The sequence below is a fragment of the Cryobacterium fucosi genome (assembly GCF_004403515.1).
Taxonomy (GTDB): domain Bacteria; phylum Actinomycetota; class Actinomycetes; order Actinomycetales; family Microbacteriaceae; genus Cryobacterium; species Cryobacterium fucosi.
On the sequence record NZ_SOHH01000095.1, the window covers coordinates 84,366 to 101,399 of the forward strand.

Sequence of the window (17,034 nt, forward strand, 5' to 3'; positions counted from 1 at the left end):
GCTTACCTTCCTACCAGTCCGGTGCGGTTGATCAGGGTGTCGAGCATCTCGTCCACGGCCGTCATGACCCGCGCGGCACCCTGGTAGGCGTGCTGGAACATGAGCAGGTTGACGTTCTCCTCGTCCAGGTCCACCGAGGCATTCGACAGCTGCGCGCCGACGGCGGCGGTCGAGGTGAGGTCGGCAAGCGACGCGTGCTGCAGTTCGGTGCGGGTGGTCACGGCGAAGCTCGTGACGAAGTTCGACCAGTCGGTCGAGGGCGACTGCACGAAGGCGGGAGGCGGACCAGCGGATGCGACGGCCCTGCCCGCGCCGAGCTGGGCGAGCTCGTCGGCGATGGAACCGTCGAGGGCGCCGTTCACGGCGAGGCCAGTCGAGAGTTCGGCGGCGGTTTTCGGAAGAACGCTCAGCCCGGTTGCCGCGGGGACGCCGACCGTGACCAGGAAGAAGTCCCCACCCGGCAGGCTCGAGTTCGTGCCCTTGGCATAGATGGTGTTGACCTTGGTGGCCAGGTTCGTGGCGAACCGGTTGTACGACTCGGCGGTTTCGGCCAGGGCGCCGCCGGTTCCCGCGCCGGCACCGGATGTCACGGCGGGGGCGAGCAGGGAGATCGCACCGGCCAGTTCGCCGCCGTCGACGGCGACCGGTCCGGCGGAAGGCTTCCCGGCCCATTCGACGTGAGGGGCTGACCCGGCTTCGGTCATCGACTTCGCGCCGATCGCGACGAGCTTCTGGGCCGAGTCGCCGGTGACCAGTGCGTTGCCGCCTACCAGCACGTCGACGGTGCCGTCGCCGCGGTCGACGACCGTGCCGCCGGTGAGGGCGGCGAGGGTCGTGGTGAGGGAGTTGCGCTTGTCGAGCAATTCGTTTGCGCCGCCGCCGGCGGTCTGTGCATTGCGGATCTGCACGTTGAGCGCGGCGACCTGTTCCGCGGCATTGTTGATTTCGGTGACCATGCCGTCGACGCTGTTGCGGGTGGTCGACCACTGGTTGACGGCGGACTGGTAGCCCTGGGCGATCTGGGTGGTGAGCACGGCGGCCTGGCCGAGGAGCACCCCGGCGGGGGCGGCGTCGCCCGCGGCGTTGGCCACGTCGTGCCAGCCGGCCCAGAACTCGTCGAGCTGGGCGGAGAGCCCGTTCTTGCCCGGCTCGTTCATCGAACCTTCGACGGCGATGAGAGCGTTGGAACGCACGGCGGAGTATCCGGCGACGGCCGCGGAGGAGCGCACCCGGGCATCCAGCTGGGCACTGCCGAGGCGGGCGACGCCGTCGACGTTGACGCCTTGGCCGGCCTGCACTCCGGCGCTCATCAGGCCGACGCGGCTGATCGCATCGACCGAAGACGTCGTGATGCGCTGCCGGGTGTAGCCCTGCGTGTTGGCGTTGGCGATGTTCTGGCCGACGACCTCGAGGCCCTTCCGGGCGGCGATCAGGCCGGTGTACGCGGTGTTCAGCCCGCCGAAGGTGCTCACAGGATCTGGTCGAAGAGTCGGGAGGCGGCGGTGCGCACGTCGGACGTGCCGCGGGAGTCGTAGGTGTTCGTGTTCGTGCGCACGTCGGCGAGCGTTTCCTGGCTGGAGCGCACGGCGGCCCGCAGCAGCTGCTCGTTGGCGTCGCGCAGTTCCTTGATCTGGATGGTCAGCTCGCCGAGCGCCGCGAAGTGCGAGGCCATGATCTCGGTCCAGGGCCCGACCGGGGCGTGGGCGACGAGTTCGCGCAGGGTGGCGTCTTCGGCGGTGCCCCATTCGGCGGCCAGGGCGGACACCTCGACGGAGCGGGCCAGGCCGGCCTCGCGCACGTGGCCGAGAACCTGTTCGACCTCGCGGGTGGCCTGCTGGAGCCAGCGAGTCTTGCCGTTGGCAAGGAGAAGCTGTTCCTCGTCGAGCTTGAAGATCAGCAGTTCGAGGAGTTCTCGTTCGCGCCACAGCAACGCTGACAATTCATTGGCGCCCACGGGTCCTCCACCTGCCTCTCGTTTCTCTGCCGGGTAACACCATTGAACGCGTGGACTCCGGCTTCTGAGAGGCACTATCGGCACGGTGCCGTCCACGGTTAGCGACGAGCTGGAAACAGACTGCCAGTCGGGCGCCGCGCTTGTCCACTAAAGGGAGGACACAATCCGCGGACCGGCTCAACGGATGTCCCTCCTTTCGGGGTCATTCGCCCCGGACTGGGGGTCTCTTTCCCCATAGTGGGGGGTGCTGCTCCGGATCTGCCGCGTGCCGCCCCCATACGTTTTAACCAGCGGGCAAAAACTCCCGTCAGGGGCCCGAAACCCCGCACAACCGTTCGATGAAGTCCCCGTGCTTACCCGGCAAAACGCGCTCGACCTGGCTCGCCAGTCTCGATCCGCACCCCGTCCGTTCAGCATCCAGGGAGGTCCGTTGTGAATCGGGCAGAACGCAACCAGCTGGTGATTGAGAACCTCCCACTCGTGGGCTACCTCGTCTCCGAAGTCTGGGCCAAGGCCCGCCACCTCTCCCGCGACGACCTGGCCTCGGCCGGTTCCCTCGCGCTGATCACCTCCGCGGATGCGTTCAACCCCGAGCTGGGAGTCCCCTTCGGAGCCTTCGCCCGCCGCCGCATCATCGGCGCCTTCGCCGACGAGATGCGCTCCAACGACTGGGCCACCCGGATGGCGCGCCGCCGGATCAAGGAAACCCGCGCCGTCCAGGAGACCCTGGCCGCCGCCCTCGGCCGGGCAGCCTCGGTCGACGAGGTCGCAGCAGCCCTCGGCGTGGACCGCGAGACCGCAGCCGCCGGCCTGGCCGACTCCGAGCGCACCCTCTCCACCCTCGACGACGCCACGGCCGAGTTCCTGGTCTCCGGCACCGAACTGCCGGAAGAGTCCCTCCTCTCCGCCGAGCGTCTCGCCTTCCTGCGCAAGGCGATCGACGCCCTGCCGGAGAAGATGCGCGAGATCATCCAGCAGGTCTACTTCGACGACCGTTCGGTCAAGGAGATCGCCGCCGAGCTGGGGATCACCCACTCGGCCGTGTCCCAGCAGCGCGCGGAGGCCATCCGTTTGCTCCGTGACGGACTGGGCACCCACTATGCCGACGACGCCGAGGCCGAGTACGTGCCGGAGTCCCGCATCGCGCCGGCCCGCCGCAGCGCCTATCTGGCCCGCCTCGCCGACCAGTCGATGTTCGGGCTGGCCACCGCGGCCGGCGCGCTCTACGCGGCCGAGTCCGCGTAGCCCGAAAGTTTTTCGCTGAACGGCTAACGCGGTCCTGACCGGGGCCGATAGCTCAAGGTGTCGACCCATGGATGGGTCGGCGCACCACACCCAATCACGGAGGAATACATCATGGGTATGCAGATCAACACCAACCTCGCGGCCAACAACACGTACCGCAACCTGGCCGCAACGCAGAACGACATGTCCAAGTCCCTGGAGAAGCTGTCCAGCGGCCTCCGCATCAACCGCGCAGCGGATGACGCGGCCGGCCTGGCCATCTCCGAGGGCCTCAAGTCGCAGGTCGGCGGCCTCACGGTCGCCAGCCGCAACGCCCAGGACGCCGTCTCGGTCATTCAGACCGCAGAAGGTTCCTTGAACGAGGTGCAGTCAATCCTGCAGCGCGTTCGTGACCTCGCCGTTCAGGCCGGCAACGACTCGAACAACTCCGCGTCGCGCAAGGCGATCACCACCGAGGCGACCGCGCTCACCACCGAGCTCACCCGCATCAGCGCGGGCACGAACTTCAACGGCACCCAGCTGCTTGACGGTTCGAAGGCCGCGCTGAGCTTCCAGGTCGGCGCGAACAGCGACGCAAGCAGCCAGATCACGGTGAACCTCGCCAATGTGAAAACCGTCGCGAATGCTCTCAAGGGCCTCGATGGTGCCGGTGTCGCACTCACAGGGGCGAAGAACAACACTGGCGTGACGGTTAGCGCGACCGCAACGGATGTCACCATTACCCAGGCGAGCGGCGGCGCATCCTTCACTGCCACTTTCACCGCAGGCTCGACGAGCGCCGTAGTGCTCGCAAGCCTGCAGAGTGCAGCGGGTTCAAACTTCACGGTGACCGCCAATGCCACCACTGGGTTTGACATCGTGTCCAACGACGCATCAAAAACGGGGGCAATCGCAGCAACAGGAACAGTAGTGGGAAGCGTCGGCGCTGGTACCATCGGGACCGCCGCAGCCCCCTTGGCGTTGGACTTCTCCTCAGCAACGTCCGCCGCGGCATCCATTGCGACACTCGACAAGCAGATCGCTGCGGTTTCTACCGCTCGCGCCGACCTTGGTGCGAACCAGAACCGGTTCGAGAGCGTCATCAAGAACCTGGCCGTCTCCAAGGAGAACCTCACCGCTGCCGGCTCGCGTATCCGCGACACCGACATGGCCGAGGAAATGGTCACGTACACCCGTTCCAGCATCCTCTCGCAGGCCGGTACCGCCATGCTCGCGCAGGCGAACCAGTCCGCACAGGGCGTGCTGTCGCTCCTCCGCTAACCCGGAGTAGCTGACCTTTCGGGAAACCGCACGGTGAACTATGGCTGGTGGTGACCGCGAGATGAACTGGACCTCATCCCTCGGCCGCCACCAGCCATTCACGTGTGCACCACGACCAGCCGGCACGATCGCCCCAGACTCACGATCGGCCAAGACCAAGGAGGGGAAGACATGGCGAATGCCATCGACGGACTCGTTTCAGGGCTTGACACCACGACCCTGATCAACTCTCTGATGAAGGTCGAGGCGGTGCCGCAGGCGCTTCTCAAGGCCAAGGTCTCCACCTCCCAGAACCTCATCGCGGCGCTGCAGGGGCTGAACACCCAGGTCGCGGCCCTTGCCGACCTCGCCACCACGGCCGCGAAGCCTGCCGCGCTCGACCTCTACTCCTCGTCGAGCAGCTCCCCGACCGTCACCACGACGGTCTCGGCCGGCGCCGGCGCGGGGCAGCTCGACATCGTCGTCGGTGCCCTCGCCCGAAGCCAGGTGGGCGTGTCCGCGGCGATGACCGCGTGGCCGACCGCGCCCGCGGTGCTCACGATCGTTTCCAAGGGCGTCAGCACCGAGATCACGGCCGCCACGACGTCGCTCGACGATGTCGTCACGGCCGTCAATGCCGCCAATACCGGCGTGACGGCCACCAAGGTCGCCTCCGGAGTCAATGCCGGCGGTGTGGCACAATACCGGCTTCAGTTCACCGGAAGCGCATCAGGGGCCGCCAACTCCTTCGACGTGTACCAGGGCACCAAAGCCGCTGTCGCGGCGGCGACGGCGCCCAATCTGCTCAGCGCCCCCGGGGCCGCGGTCATCCGCACCGCCGCAGACGCCAGCGTCACCCTCTGGGCGGGCACCGCCGCCGCGCAGACCATCACCTCGTCCACCAACACCTTCGCCAACCTGCTTCCCGGCGTCGCGATCAGCGTGTCCGCGGTCTCGGTCGACCCGGTCACCGTCAAGGTGGCCCGCGACGACGCGCAGATCGGTTCGATCGCCTCCGGCCTGGTCAGCTCCCTGAACGGAGTCTTCGCCCTCATCTCGACGAAGTCTGTCGTCGTCAACAGCACGAACGCCTCGGGCGCGGCCGTGCTCTCGCCCGGAGTGTTCACCGGCGACAGCACCGTGCGCGACGCGAAGCAGAAGCTTCTCACCGCGGCATCCGCCCCCGTCAACGGCCGTTCGCCGTCGGAGTACGGGATCATCATCACGAAGACCGGCACGATGGAGTTCGACGCGGCCAAGTTCGCCGCGGCTCTCGCCAAGGACCCGGCCACGGTGAAGGCCGCCGTCACGGAGATCGCCACCCGCGTCGCGGCGGCGGCGACAGCGGCATCCGACAAGTACGACGGGCAGATCACCGCCAGGATCACCGGTCAGCAGTCCACGGTCAAGGACCTGGGCAGCCGGATCGAAGCGTGGGATCGCAACCTGGCCACCCGCCGGGCGACCCTGCAAAGCACCTACACCGCACTGGAAACCCAGCTCAGCGCAATGAAGGCACAGTCATCGTGGCTGTCTGCCCAGGTCGCCGGGCTCAGTAGCTCTACCTCGAACGGATGATGATGGCAGTGATGAGCATGATGGGCGGAACCCAGGCCCGCCGGGCGCAGTTGAACCGCGAGGCCGTGCTCTCGGCGACTCCGGTGCGCCTGCTGACGATGCTCTACGATCGCCTCCTGCTCGACCTGAACCGCGCGGAAGCCGCGCAGGTCGTGGAAAACTGGCAGGCCGCATCCGAGAACCTGCTGCACGCGCAGGCGATCGTCTCCGAGCTGTCCACGTCGCTGAATGTTGCGGCCTGGGAAGGCGGCGAGGGCCTGTTCGCGATCTACACCTACGTGTCGAACTCGCTGATGAGCGCGAACATCCACCGCGACGTCGACCGCACCCGCGAGAGCATCGCGCTGCTCGAGCCGCTGCGCCAGACCTGGCACGAGGCCGTCGAGCTGGCACCGGCCCAGGCGATGTCCGCCCACCTCGGTGGGGAGCTTGGAATTGCCTAGGCAGTCCAGCCGTCACGACGAGTGGCTGGAGGTGCTCAACCAGCTCGAGACGAGTCTCGGCTCCGGCGCGCGCGACGCGGTGCTTGCCGCGGCGGGGGAGCGGTTCTCCACCGGCGTGCAATGGCGCGCCCCCGAGCACCTCGGCCAGTTGCCGCCCGATCTGGAGGAGCGTGCCCGCAGCCTGCTCGCCGGCCAGCTCGAACTGATCCGCGAGATCGAGGATGCCCGGCGTTCGGCGAGCGTGCACCTCGCCGCCGTGCGCAACATCCTCTCTACCAAGCACACCGAGCACGCGGTCTACCTGGACGTAGCCGGCTGACCCGCCGTCTCGCGCGTCCGGTGGTCGAGCAGCTCCCGGTGGTCGAGCAGCTCCCGGTGGTCGAGCAGCTCCCGGTGGTCGAGCCTGTCGAGACCCCCGCGAACCCTGATCTCGACAAGCTCGATCACCGACGTGGTCGAGCCCCGGTGGTCGAGCCTGTCGAGACCCGCGTCGGTGGCCCAGCCCGTCGGTGGTCGAGCCCGTCGAGACCCGGCCGCGCACGCTCGCCCTCCCCGCTCGCCGCTCTGCGCCACGGCCGCGCCGGATACGGCAGCCCGCGCCCCCGGGCGCGGTATCGGCCTGCGGATTCGGGCGCGGCCAGGCGGTCTCCGACCCGGGCGACGGATGCCGCCCGCCGGCTGAGAGGCACCCCTCCGCCGTCCCTCCACCACCCCTCAGCCCCCCTCCACCGTTCCTCCACATTCTGGGTTTGATCAGGTTATCCACGGCGTGTTTGTGGGGGTTGTCTCGGGTGCGGGAATGTCGGTGGGTGCCCGTAGTGTGACCGGTATGACAGCATCGTTCATCGCCCGGCAGGAGGGCCTCGGCTCCCGGTTCGAGGCGATCGCTGCTGCCGAGCGGGAGATCGCGGCCGCCTTCGCCCGGCGGGCGACCCTGGTGGATGAGGCCCGCCGCTACAGCGAAGCCACCGCGGCCAGCCGGGCCGTGCCGGGCGGCCGGTGGCCGGCGGGCGTGGTCGCGGAGCGGGAGTTCGTCAGCGAACTCGCCGTGACTCTGCGGTTCCCGCAGCGCACCGCGGAGAACCTGATTGAGGCCAGCCGGGCCCTGGCCGAGGACCTGCCCGCGACCCGGGCGGCCCTGCAGACCGGGCAGATCAGTTACCGGCACGCGCAGGTGCTGATCGGGCAAGCCCTGACGGTGCCCGCGGCGGCCAAGGCCGGGTTCGAGGCTGCGCTGTTGCGGTCGGCCGGGCACCTGACCGTGGCCAAGCTGAAGTACAAGGCCCGGGTGCTCCGCGAACGACTCCACCCCGAGACGATCCTCGCCCGGCACACCGTGTCCGTTGCCGACCGGAAGGTCGGGATCGAGGCCGAAGCCGATGGGATGGCGTCGATCTGGCTCTATGACACGGCCGAGAAGGTCAACGCCGCGCACCTCCGGGTGAGCGTCGCGGCGCAGAGCCTGCAAGGCGCGACCGAGTCCCGCACCCTGTCCCAGCTCCGGGCGGATGTGTTCGCCGATCTGCTCCTGGACGGGGTCACCCCGGCCGGTGTGGGCGCCGGGATCCGGGCTACGGTGAACGTGACCGTCCCGGTGCTCACCCTGCTGGGCCAGTCAGAGGAACCCGGTCACCTCGAAGGGTACGGGCCGATCGACCCCGACACGGCGAGGCGACTGGCCGGGGGTGCGGCCGGGTTCACCCGGCTGCTCACCCATCCCGAGACCGGGGTGGTGCTCTCGGTCGGCCGGGACCACTCCCGAAACCCCTCAAGAAGTGGCTCCGGCTGCGAGATGAGACCTGCCGATTCCCCGGCTGCAACAACCCGGCAGCGCACTGCGACCTCGACCATTCCCTCGACTGGCAATTCGACGGCCTCTCCGCCCACGACAACCTCGCAAATCTCTGCAAAGGCTGCCACGGCCTCAAAAGCGAGACCGGGTGGACGGTGACACACCTGGACAACGGGTTCCTGCACTGGACATCACCGACCGGGCACACCTTCACCACCGAACCCGCGACCATCATCCACACCACCCCACCGCCCGCCAGCACAACCACGCCACCGGACCCGGAACCCGCACCGCACGACGAGCCCAACTCAGAGCCCGCCCTGTTCTGACCGGCACGGCCGGCACGACCAGCCCCGGCGAGGCCGGTGGTCGAGCTCGTCGAGACCCTGCCGCGCAACCCGATCTACCAGGAATCTGGCTCGCCGATTCGCTAAATCACAATGGCGCGAAGCGGCCCAACAGGTCGATAGGCTCGGTCACCGCATGGTCGCGAGCAACGTCGACCCGGGCCGCCGGTGGTCGAGCTGGTCGAGACCCGGGGCGAAAATTTCGAGGACCGGGGCCGCTACCGTGATCGCAGTCCGCTAAGGCGGTCGCGGGCGCTGCTTGCGGAAACCGGCGCGGCCTGGGTGCGCGGGTGGTGCGCCGGTGGTGCGCCGGTGGTGCGCCGGTGGGTGAGGCGGAGTGCGGCGGCCGGGTTCGTCAGTGGGGACCGTGCCGAATTCAGGTGCAGAGCCCGGAACAGTGCGACGGATGCCGCCCGGGCACTGAATCTGGGGCTGTACTCCTGAATTCGGAACGCCCTCGACCGCCGGTCTGTCTGACAGCCTCGATCACCGGAGCCAACCGAGTCCCCGAACCGGAGCGGAACATCCGCACCGGCCCCCAGAATGAGGCACGCAGCCCAGTGAAACAGGGGCTCGTGAGCATCCGCACATTTTCTTCCTAAGAATCCCCTTACTTTGCTGACGCGGTGGTCGATAGCTAGAACCGAGCAGGGATGGCTCAACCTCAGGCCACGGATCGGCCGTCTTCATTTGACGACGAATCGGGAAACCGTGCTTGAATCCGTGACCGCCACCGCGCTCTCCAGCGCCCTGGACGGACTCGCCCTGCGCCAGCGCACCATCGCGAACAACATCGCCAACGTCAACACCCCCAATTACCACGCCAAGCGCGTCGCGTTCGAGGCGGCCTTGGCCAGGTCGGTCGAAGCGGGGGACGGTCGCACGAGCGCGACGACGGCGAGCTCGCTCGAGCCCACCCGCCTCGACGGCAACAACGTCAACCTTGACACCGAGACCCTCTCCAACACCGAGACGGTGCTGCGCTACCAGTTCGCGGCCCAGGCCGTCAACAGCCCGTTCACCGCCATCCGCTCCGCGATGCGGACCAGTTGATGGGTGCGCACGCATGAGCATCGACGCGATCGGCATCGCCGGCACCGGCCTCACCCTGCACCGCAAGTGGCTCGACGCGGTCGCCGACAACATCGCCAACGTCAACACGGTCACGCCCACCAACGGCAAGGCATTCCAGGCCCGCTACATCGTGGCCCAGGAGGGCCAGGGCGTCACCGGCGCCTACGTCTCCGGAACGGCGCTCGGCTCAGAGACCGGCATCCTCACCTACGACCCCGGCAACCCGCTCGCGGATGCCACCGGTTACGTCCGTCGCCCCGACATCGACCTCGGCGAGCAGATGGGTCAGCTGATCATGGCCCAGCGCGGTTACCAGGCCAACGCCGCCGTCGTCGACCGCGCCAAGACCAGCTACGAGGCAGCACTTCAGATCGGACGTGGCTGATGGCCATCGGCATGATTCCCGCTGTTCAGTCCGTGGTCGGCACCGGTTACCTGCCCGGCATCCAGAACATCAAGAACACCCAGGCCACCGACGGCGCGGGCTTCGGCTCCGCCCTCGCCGGCGCCGTCGACAACCTGCAGGCCCTGCAGTCCACCTCCAACACCCTCGCGGTGCAGGCGGTCACCGGAAACCTGAGTGACATCCACTCCGCCACGATCGCATCGACCAGGGCGCAGGTCACCCTCGAACTGGTCGCCGCCGTGCGCAACAAGGGCGTCGACGCGTTCAACGAGATCATGAGGATGCAGGCCTGATGCCCCGCCCCATTACGTCGGCCTTCCAGAACATCAGCCGCAGCATCCGCGAATTCACCGTCGCCCAGCGCACGGTCGCCATCATCGGTGTCGCCGTGCTCGCGCTCGGCATCGCCGCCCTCACCATGTGGGCCACCAAGCCGGCCTACACGCCGTTGTTCTCCGGCCTCAGCGGCTCCGACGCGAACACCATCGTCGACCAGCTGCGCACCGACAACGTTCCCTACGAACTCAGCGACGGCGGCGCCACGATCATGGTGCCGCAGGAGAACGTCTACGACGAACGCCTCAAGAGCGCCGCGGCCGGCCTGCCCTCCTCGAGCACCGGCGGCTACTCGCTGCTCGACAAGATGGGCGTCACCGCCTCCGAGTTCCAGCAGTCGATCACCTACAAACGGGCGCTCGAAGGCGAACTGGCCAACACGGTCCAGGCCATGAAGGGCGTCAAAACCGCCTCCGTGCGTCTCGCGATCCCCAAGGACACCGTGTTCGCGTCCGAGAAGACCGACCCCACCGCATCCGTCTTCGTGGAAACGCAGACCGGCGTCACCCTTAATTCCGACCAGGTTCAGGCCATCGTGCACCTGACCAGCGCCTCGATCGACGGAATGAAGCCCACCGACGTCGCCGTCATCGACGCCAAGGGTGTCGTGCTCTCCGCCGTCGGCGTCGGCGCCACCGGCTCCGCCGACCAGCAGGCCGGCGACTACGAGCAGCGCGTGCGCGGTGCCGTGCAGGCCATGCTCGACAAGGTCGTCGGACCGGGCAACGCCACAGTCGTCGTCGCCGCCGACATGAGCACCCAGTCGGCGCAGCGCGTCGAAGAGTCCTTCACCACCCCCACGGATGCGCCCGCGCTCAACGAGGCCGTCAAGACCGAGACCTACACGGGCAGCGGTGCCGGCGGCGCGGCGGCCGGCGTTCTCGGCCCGGACAACATCGCCGTGCCGTCCGGTACAGGCACCGACGGGTCGTTCACCTCCGCCGACACCACCAAGAACAACGCCGTCAACAAGGTCACCGAGACCCGCACCATCCCGGCCGGCCAGATCAACCGTCAGACCGTCTCCGTCGCGGTGAACGCCGACGCCGTCGGCAATCTCAACGTCGCCGACGTCACCTCCCTGGTCTCCTCCGCCGCCGGAATCGACGCCAAGCGCGGCGACGCCGTCACCGTCGAGGTCGTCAGCTTCAACGCCTCCGGCGCCACGGATGCCGCCACCGCCCTCAAAGCGGCCGACGCCTCGGCAGCGGCCGACCGTTTCTCGGAGATCCTGCGCATCGGCATCATCACCGCCGGCATCGTCATCACCTTCGTGCTCGGCCTCATCCTCTACGCCCGTCGCTCGCGCCGGCAGAGCCGGGAAGCGATCGAGATCGACGAGCTGGTCGAGGCCCGCCCGGTGCTCGCCGCGGCGAACGTCCCGTTCGGAATCACCGCCCAGAACAGCCCGATCATGATCGACCCGACACCCACGGTCGCCTACGGCGTGAGCGGCATGAGCGGCGTCGGCGGTGGCACGGCCGCCTCCGGCGAAGCCGACCGGATGCGGGTCGAGATCGACTCTCTCGCCCAGCGCGACCCGGCACGCACCGCCGAGTTCCTCCGCGGCCTGATGGATGACCGGCAGCCCGCATGATCGAGGTGAAGGTTCCCCTCACGGGAACGCAGAAGGTCGCCGTCGTTCTGATGAACATGGACCGCCAGCGCGCCGCCGAGGTGATGAAGCAGTTCACCGAGACGGAGGCCGCCGACATCGCCGCCGAGATCGTGCAGCTGCGCCGCGTCGAGCCCGACGTCACCGAGACGACGGTGCTCGAGTTCCACGACATCACCATGAAAGGCTCCCGCAACCCGCGCGGCGGCCACGCGTTCGCGGTCGGCCTGCTCGAGGCCTCCTTCGGCGCCGAGAAGGCCGCCGGCGTGATGAGCAAGGTGGCCTCGTCGATGGCCGGCAAGGCCTTCGAGTTCCTCGACACGGCCGAGCCGCTCCAGGTGCTCACCCTTCTCGACGGCGAACTGCCGCAGACCATCGCCCTCGTGCTCGCACACCTGCGCCCGGAGCACGCCTCTGCGGTGCTCGCCGGCCTCGACGGCTCCCTGCCCGTCGAGGTCGCCCAGTGCATCGCCACGATGGGCACGGCCACTCCCGAGGCGATCAAGGTGGTCACCGACACGCTCAAGGGCCGGGTCGGCGCCATCTCCTCGTCGCGGGACACCAACGAGGTCGTCGGCGGCATCCAGCCGCTCGTCGATATCATCAACCGCGCCGACGTCGCCACAGAGCGCGCGCTGCTCGAGGCCCTTGACGCGAGCGACCCGATCCTGGCCGAAGAGGTCCGGTCCCGGATGCTGACCTTCGCCGACATCGTCAAGCTCGAGAACCGCGACGTGCAGCAGGTTCTCCGCGGCATCGACGCGGCCGTTCTCGCCGTCGCGATGAAGGGCTCCACCGAGGGCGTCATCGAGACCATCCGCACCAACCTGTCCGAACGCAACCGCGAGATCCTCGACGACGAGGTCAAGGCCATGGCGCCCGTGCGGGTGTCGCAGGTCGAGGAGGCCCGCGCCGCGATCGTGCGTGCCATCCGTGACCTCGCCGCGCAGGGCAGCATCACCGTGCAACGAGCGGACGAGGATGACTATGTCGTCTGACGCCGGATTCTCCACCCTCTCGTTCCCCACCCTCCGGGACGTCAACCGCGACCTCGGCCACGAGCAGTCCCGTGCCCGCGGCCATGCCGCAGGCTATGCCGCAGGGCTCCGGGCCGCCGCGGACGAGATCGACGCCAGGGCCGCCCGGCTCGACGCCGAGCACGCCGCCGCCGTGCGCCACGGCCAGGCGCGCGTGGACCACGCCGTCGCCATGCTCGGGGCGGCCGCCGTGGCCCTCGACGAGCGCACCATCCCGGTGCTGCGCGACGCGGAGAACACCCTCGTCACGACGGCCCTCGACCTGGCCGAAGCCATCATCGGCCACGAACTCGACGACGCCGAGAAGTCGGCGCGGTTCGCCCTCGGCCGTGCCCTCAACCACACCACCGCCGTCCAGCCGCATTCGGTGCGGATGAACCCCGACGACCTGGCGGTGCTCGACGAGTCCACCCGGGCCCAGGCCGGCGTCGAGTTCGCCGCCGACCCCTCCCTCGCCCGCGGTGACGCGATCACCGAATTCCCCGACGGATTCCTCGACGCCCGAATCGGCACCGCCCTCGCCCGCGCGAAGGCCGTCCTCCAGGGCGGTGCCTCATGACCCTCACCTGGCAGCCGCACGCCGCCAAGCTCGGCTCGGCACTGGCCGCCGCCCGGCCGCAGCGCGTCGGCGTCGTCTCCTCGATCGTCGGCCTCGGCCTCGAGGTGCGCGGCCTCAACTCCGCCATCGGCGACCTGATCACCATCGGCGAGCACGGCGAGGTCGACGCGGAGGTTATCGCAACGACCCGTGAGGGCATCCGCTGCATGCCGCTGGGCCGGATGACCGGCATCCGCGTCGGCGCCCCGGCCCGGTCGGACGGCGCTCCTGACTTCGTGCCGACCGGCACCGGCCTCTTCGGCCGCGTCATCGACGGACTCGGCCGCCCCATCGACGGCAAGGGACCGCTCGTCGTCGCCAGCCGGGTCTCCCTCGACCACGACAGCCCCTCCGCCATGGCGCGCTCCCGCATCGTCACCCCGCTCCAGCTCGGCGTGCGCGTGCTCGACACCCTCACCACCGTGGGCAAGGGCCAGCGGATGGGCCTGTTCGCCGGCTCGGGCGTCGGCAAGTCGTCGCTGCTCTCCATGATCGCCCGCGGCACCGACGCCGAGGTCTCCGTCATCGCCCTGGTGGGGGAGCGTGGCCGCGAGGTGCGCGAGTTCCTCGAGGACGACCTCGGCCCGGAAGGCCTCGCTCGTTCGATCGTCGTGGTCTCCACCTCCGACGAACCGGCCATGATGCGCCTGCGTGCGGCCTTCGTCGCCACCCGCATCGCCGAGTCGTTCCGCGACCAGGGCGCCGACGTCATGCTGATGATGGACTCGCTCACCCGCGTGGCCATGGCCCAGCGCGAGATCGGCCTGTCGGTCGGCGAACCGCCGGCCACCCGGGGCTACCCGCCCTCGACCTTCTCCCTCCTCGCCCGGCTGCTCGAGCGCGCCGGCACCGACGAGACCGGCTCGATCACCGGCGTCTACACGGTGCTCGTCGACGGCGACGACCACAACGAGCCGATCGCGGATGCCGCCAGGTCGATCCTCGACGGGCACGTCGTGCTCGACCGCAAGCTCGCGGTGCTCGGCCATTTCCCCTCCGTCGACGCCCTCGCCTCCATCTCCCGGGTTGCGTCACGGGTCAACAGCCCGCACCAGAACGAGATCGCAGGCGTTCTCCGCAAGGTGCTCGCCGCCCGCCGCAACGCCCAGGACCTGCTCGACGTGGGCGCCTACCGCACCGGCACGAACCCGCTGGTCGACGCCGCCGTGGCCCACGAGGGCGCGATCAACGCGTTCCTCCAGCAGCGCATGAACGACCAGACCCCGGCGGCCTTCGCCTGGGACCAGCTGGCCACCCTCACCCGACAGCTCGGAGGCCTCTGATGGCTCGTACATTCGCACTCGCCGGACTGCTTCGACTGCGGCACCTTCAGCAGGACCAGGCCGCCGGCGATCTTGCCGCCGCGAACGCCATCGCCCGGGCGAACACCCTGCGCCGGGCGCAGGCCCGCGCCACCCTCGAGGTGCTGCCGAGCAGTGTCACCGGAGCCGAAACGCTCTACGCGGTCGCCGCGGCCCGCGCGTCGACCCGCAGCATGCTCGCCGAGATGGATGCCCTCGGCCGCAACCACCAGACGGCCGTCGGTGAGGCGCAGGCCGCCTACGACGCCACCCGCGCGGAGTCGGTGACCCTCGAAAAACTCGAGGGCCGGCACGGCCAGACGGTCGCCGCCGAAGACCTGCACGCCGAGCAGACCATCCTCGACGAGATCGCCTCCACCTCCTGGCACCGCAACGGCAACGGACCGCTCCGATGACTATGGTCGCGATGCTGAGCCGGGTCAGCGACATCCGCGCCACGCTGGAGCAGCTCTCGACCGTGGACGCCACCGCCAAGTCGGCGGCGACGACCGCCGCCGGCAACGCGTCCTCGAGCACGTTCGCGGATGTCCTGGCCTCCGCCGCTGGCGCCTCAACAAGCGCCACCGCAGCGACCGGCACGGTCGCCGCGAACCCCGGCAGTGCGACCGGCGCGGACGTGGTGAAGGCCGCTGAGAAATACCTCGGCGTTCCCTACGTCTTCGGCGGCGAAGACCGGAGCGGCATGGACTGCTCCGGACTCGTGCAGAGGGTTTACGCGGACATGGGCATCACGGTGCCGCGTCTCGTCTCCGGCCAGATGAAGATCGGCACCGAGGTTGCCTCGCTGGCCGAGGCCAAACCGGGCGACCTCATCGTCACCGGCGGCGGCGACCACATCCTCATCTACGCCGGCGACCACAAGGTCATCCACGCGCCCTACGAGGGCCGCACTGTCAGCAAGGTCGAGGCCTACATGGACGACTCCGAGATCACCACGATCCGCCGCGTCATTCCGGATGCCCCGGCCGCCGCGGCAGGCTCGACCAGGAGCAGCGCCGGCACGACCGACCTCGTCAACGCCGCCTTCGCCTCCCTGCTGAAGGGCGGTTCCCAGTGAATTCGGCATTTCTCCGACCGGCCGTTCCGGCGCCCGCTCCCACTCCATCCCGCGGCCAGGCCGGCAGCCCCTCCGGTGCCGGAGCACGCGGGGGCGCCGGCGCGTTCGCGTCGATCATGCAGGGCACGCTCGACGCCCGCGGCGTGGCGACGAGCCGAGCCGCCCGCCACGAGCCGGCCGCCGATTCCGCCTCGGTGGCAGCTCCAACCGGCGATGGGACGGCCGACCTCCTCGGACAGGCGGCCCTGCCGCCGACGACCTCGGTTCCGGCGCCGTCCGACACCGACGCCCCGTCCGACGAGGCCGGTTCCCCCGAGTCTTCGGATACTCCCGACTCGACCCTTTTCGTCCCGGCAACGGTCCTCCCGGCCATGCCGGCGACTGCCATCGCGGCTGACCTTGTCCTGCCCGTCGGGGCACGCCCCGCAGACGCCACTTCGGATGACACTCCTGTGGATGACACCGGATCGGACAATGCCGGGGTCGCAGGCGCTCCGACCATGACTCCCGTCATCGATGTCGGCACGAGCGCAGCTGCTGCCGCAGCCACGGCTTCAGCCGCCGGGGCCGCCGTCGCCGTCGCCAATCCGGTCCTCCGAACCGCCGCCGAACCGCCGCCGCCCGCCTCAACAGCGAAATCGGACGAAACGCAGGACGCCCACGCTCCCGCGGGTTCGGGCGCGCCCCGCACCGTCGAAGCGACCGCGGCCCTCGTTGGAATTGCGGCACAGGCAACGGCAACGGGAACCGGAACGCCGACCGGAACCGCTACTCCGAACGGCGCAACGGCCACGACCGGCACGGCCACGGGTGCCACGGCCCCTGCCGGGCTCGAGCCCGCTGCCATGTCAGGCGCGTTCGGTGCGGCACTGGCCGGCGCCACCGCCCGCACCGAAGCCGCGGCTCCGGCCCACGAGGCCGCTGCTGCTCCCGCAACCGTGCCGGCTCCGGCCGGCGCAGTCCTCACCGCGACGCCGACGGCGACACCCGT

19 protein-coding genes are annotated in these 17,034 nt (G+C 69.3%); 16 read left to right on the plus strand and 3 right to left on the minus strand.

What is annotated here, in order from left to right; all coding sequences use genetic code 11:
* Positions 1-2: 2 nt before the first annotated feature.
* Positions 3-1,472, minus strand: coding sequence for a flagellar hook-associated protein FlgK (gene flgK / locus E3T48_RS14050; protein WP_134524652.1), 1,470 nt, complete (start codon positions 1,470-1,472; stop codon positions 3-5).
* On the minus strand, positions 1,469-1,954 hold the full coding sequence (locus E3T48_RS14055; protein ID WP_134524653.1) for a flagellar protein FlgN: 486 nt from the start codon (positions 1,952-1,954) through the stop codon (positions 1,469-1,471). Before E3T48_RS14055 ends, flgK begins: the two co-directional genes overlap by 4 nt.
* Positions 1,955-2,386: 432 nt before the next feature.
* Between E3T48_RS14055 and E3T48_RS14060 the strand changes: the two genes are divergently transcribed.
* From E3T48_RS14060 to E3T48_RS14080, 5 genes are all read left to right on the plus strand, one after another.
* Complete coding sequence (locus E3T48_RS14060) at positions 2,387-3,199, plus strand: sigma-70 family RNA polymerase sigma factor (protein WP_134524654.1); 813 nt, start codon at positions 2,387-2,389, stop codon at positions 3,197-3,199.
* A gap of 111 nt (positions 3,200-3,310) precedes the next feature.
* Positions 3,311-4,459, plus strand: a complete 1,149-nt coding sequence (locus E3T48_RS14065; protein ID WP_134524655.1) for a flagellin N-terminal helical domain-containing protein — start codon at positions 3,311-3,313, stop codon at positions 4,457-4,459.
* A 171-nt stretch (positions 4,460-4,630) separates the two neighbouring features.
* Complete coding sequence (gene fliD, locus E3T48_RS14070; protein ID WP_134524656.1) at positions 4,631-6,016, plus strand: flagellar filament capping protein FliD; 1,386 nt, start codon at positions 4,631-4,633, stop codon at positions 6,014-6,016.
* Entirely contained in the window at positions 6,013-6,459 is a 447-nt protein-coding gene (gene fliS, locus E3T48_RS14075) for a flagellar export chaperone FliS (RefSeq protein WP_338145244.1), read from the plus strand. Before fliD ends, fliS begins: the two co-directional genes overlap by 4 nt.
* Positions 6,452-6,778: a hypothetical protein gene (locus E3T48_RS14080; RefSeq protein WP_134524657.1), complete on the plus strand. Its 327-nt coding sequence runs from the start codon at positions 6,452-6,454 to the stop codon at positions 6,776-6,778. The genes fliS and E3T48_RS14080 overlap by 8 nt, the downstream gene beginning before the upstream one ends.
* Here E3T48_RS14080 and E3T48_RS16840 read toward each other — a convergent pair.
* On the minus strand, positions 6,757-6,906 hold the full coding sequence (locus E3T48_RS16840) for a hypothetical protein (protein WP_166789748.1): 150 nt from the start codon (positions 6,904-6,906) through the stop codon (positions 6,757-6,759). The two genes, E3T48_RS14080 and E3T48_RS16840, sit on opposite strands and share 22 nt — an antisense overlap.
* A 382-nt stretch (positions 6,907-7,288) precedes the next feature.
* On the opposite strand from E3T48_RS16840, the gene E3T48_RS14085 reads away from it, so the two are divergent.
* The 11 genes from E3T48_RS14085 to E3T48_RS14135 all read left to right on the plus strand — a co-directional run.
* Complete coding sequence (locus E3T48_RS14085; RefSeq protein WP_166789749.1) at positions 7,289-8,410, plus strand: DUF222 domain-containing protein; 1,122 nt, start codon at positions 7,289-7,291, stop codon at positions 8,408-8,410.
* An 899-nt stretch (positions 8,411-9,309) separates the two neighbouring features.
* The gene (locus E3T48_RS14090) at positions 9,310-9,651 is read left to right on the plus strand and encodes a flagellar basal body rod protein FlgB (protein WP_134524659.1); all 342 of its coding nucleotides are present in this window, start codon (positions 9,310-9,312) and stop codon (positions 9,649-9,651) included.
* 13 nt (positions 9,652-9,664) lie between these two features.
* The gene (locus tag E3T48_RS14095; protein ID WP_134524660.1) at positions 9,665-10,057 is read left to right on the plus strand and encodes a flagellar basal body rod protein FlgC; all 393 of its coding nucleotides are present in this window, start codon (positions 9,665-9,667) and stop codon (positions 10,055-10,057) included.
* A complete protein-coding gene (gene fliE / locus E3T48_RS14100) occupies positions 10,057-10,371 on the plus strand; it encodes a flagellar hook-basal body complex protein FliE (RefSeq protein WP_174844176.1) in 315 nt (104 codons plus the stop codon). The genes E3T48_RS14095 and fliE overlap by 1 nt, the downstream gene beginning before the upstream one ends.
* Positions 10,371-12,011: a flagellar basal-body MS-ring/collar protein FliF gene (fliF, locus tag E3T48_RS14105; RefSeq protein ID WP_134524662.1), complete on the plus strand. Its 1,641-nt coding sequence runs from the start codon at positions 10,371-10,373 to the stop codon at positions 12,009-12,011. Before fliE ends, fliF begins: the two co-directional genes overlap by 1 nt.
* Positions 12,008-13,027, plus strand: a complete 1,020-nt coding sequence (fliG, locus tag E3T48_RS14110; protein ID WP_174844177.1) for a flagellar motor switch protein FliG — start codon at positions 12,008-12,010, stop codon at positions 13,025-13,027. The genes fliF and fliG overlap by 4 nt, the downstream gene beginning before the upstream one ends.
* Complete coding sequence (locus tag E3T48_RS14115) at positions 13,017-13,625, plus strand: FliH/SctL family protein (RefSeq protein WP_166789750.1); 609 nt, start codon at positions 13,017-13,019, stop codon at positions 13,623-13,625. The genes fliG and E3T48_RS14115 overlap by 11 nt, the downstream gene beginning before the upstream one ends.
* A complete protein-coding gene (locus E3T48_RS14120; protein ID WP_134524664.1) occupies positions 13,622-14,947 on the plus strand; it encodes a FliI/YscN family ATPase in 1,326 nt (441 codons plus the stop codon). Before E3T48_RS14115 ends, E3T48_RS14120 begins: the two co-directional genes overlap by 4 nt.
* Positions 14,947-15,381, plus strand: a complete 435-nt coding sequence (locus tag E3T48_RS14125) for a hypothetical protein (RefSeq protein WP_134524665.1) — start codon at positions 14,947-14,949, stop codon at positions 15,379-15,381. Before E3T48_RS14120 ends, E3T48_RS14125 begins: the two co-directional genes overlap by 1 nt.
* On the plus strand, positions 15,378-16,043 hold the full coding sequence (locus tag E3T48_RS14130) for a C40 family peptidase (protein WP_134524666.1): 666 nt from the start codon (positions 15,378-15,380) through the stop codon (positions 16,041-16,043). The genes E3T48_RS14125 and E3T48_RS14130 overlap by 4 nt, the downstream gene beginning before the upstream one ends.
* Positions 16,040-17,034: hypothetical protein (locus E3T48_RS14135; protein ID WP_420898381.1), on the plus strand; the 995-nt coding region annotated here is incomplete at its 3' end. The genes E3T48_RS14130 and E3T48_RS14135, both read left to right, overlap by 4 nt.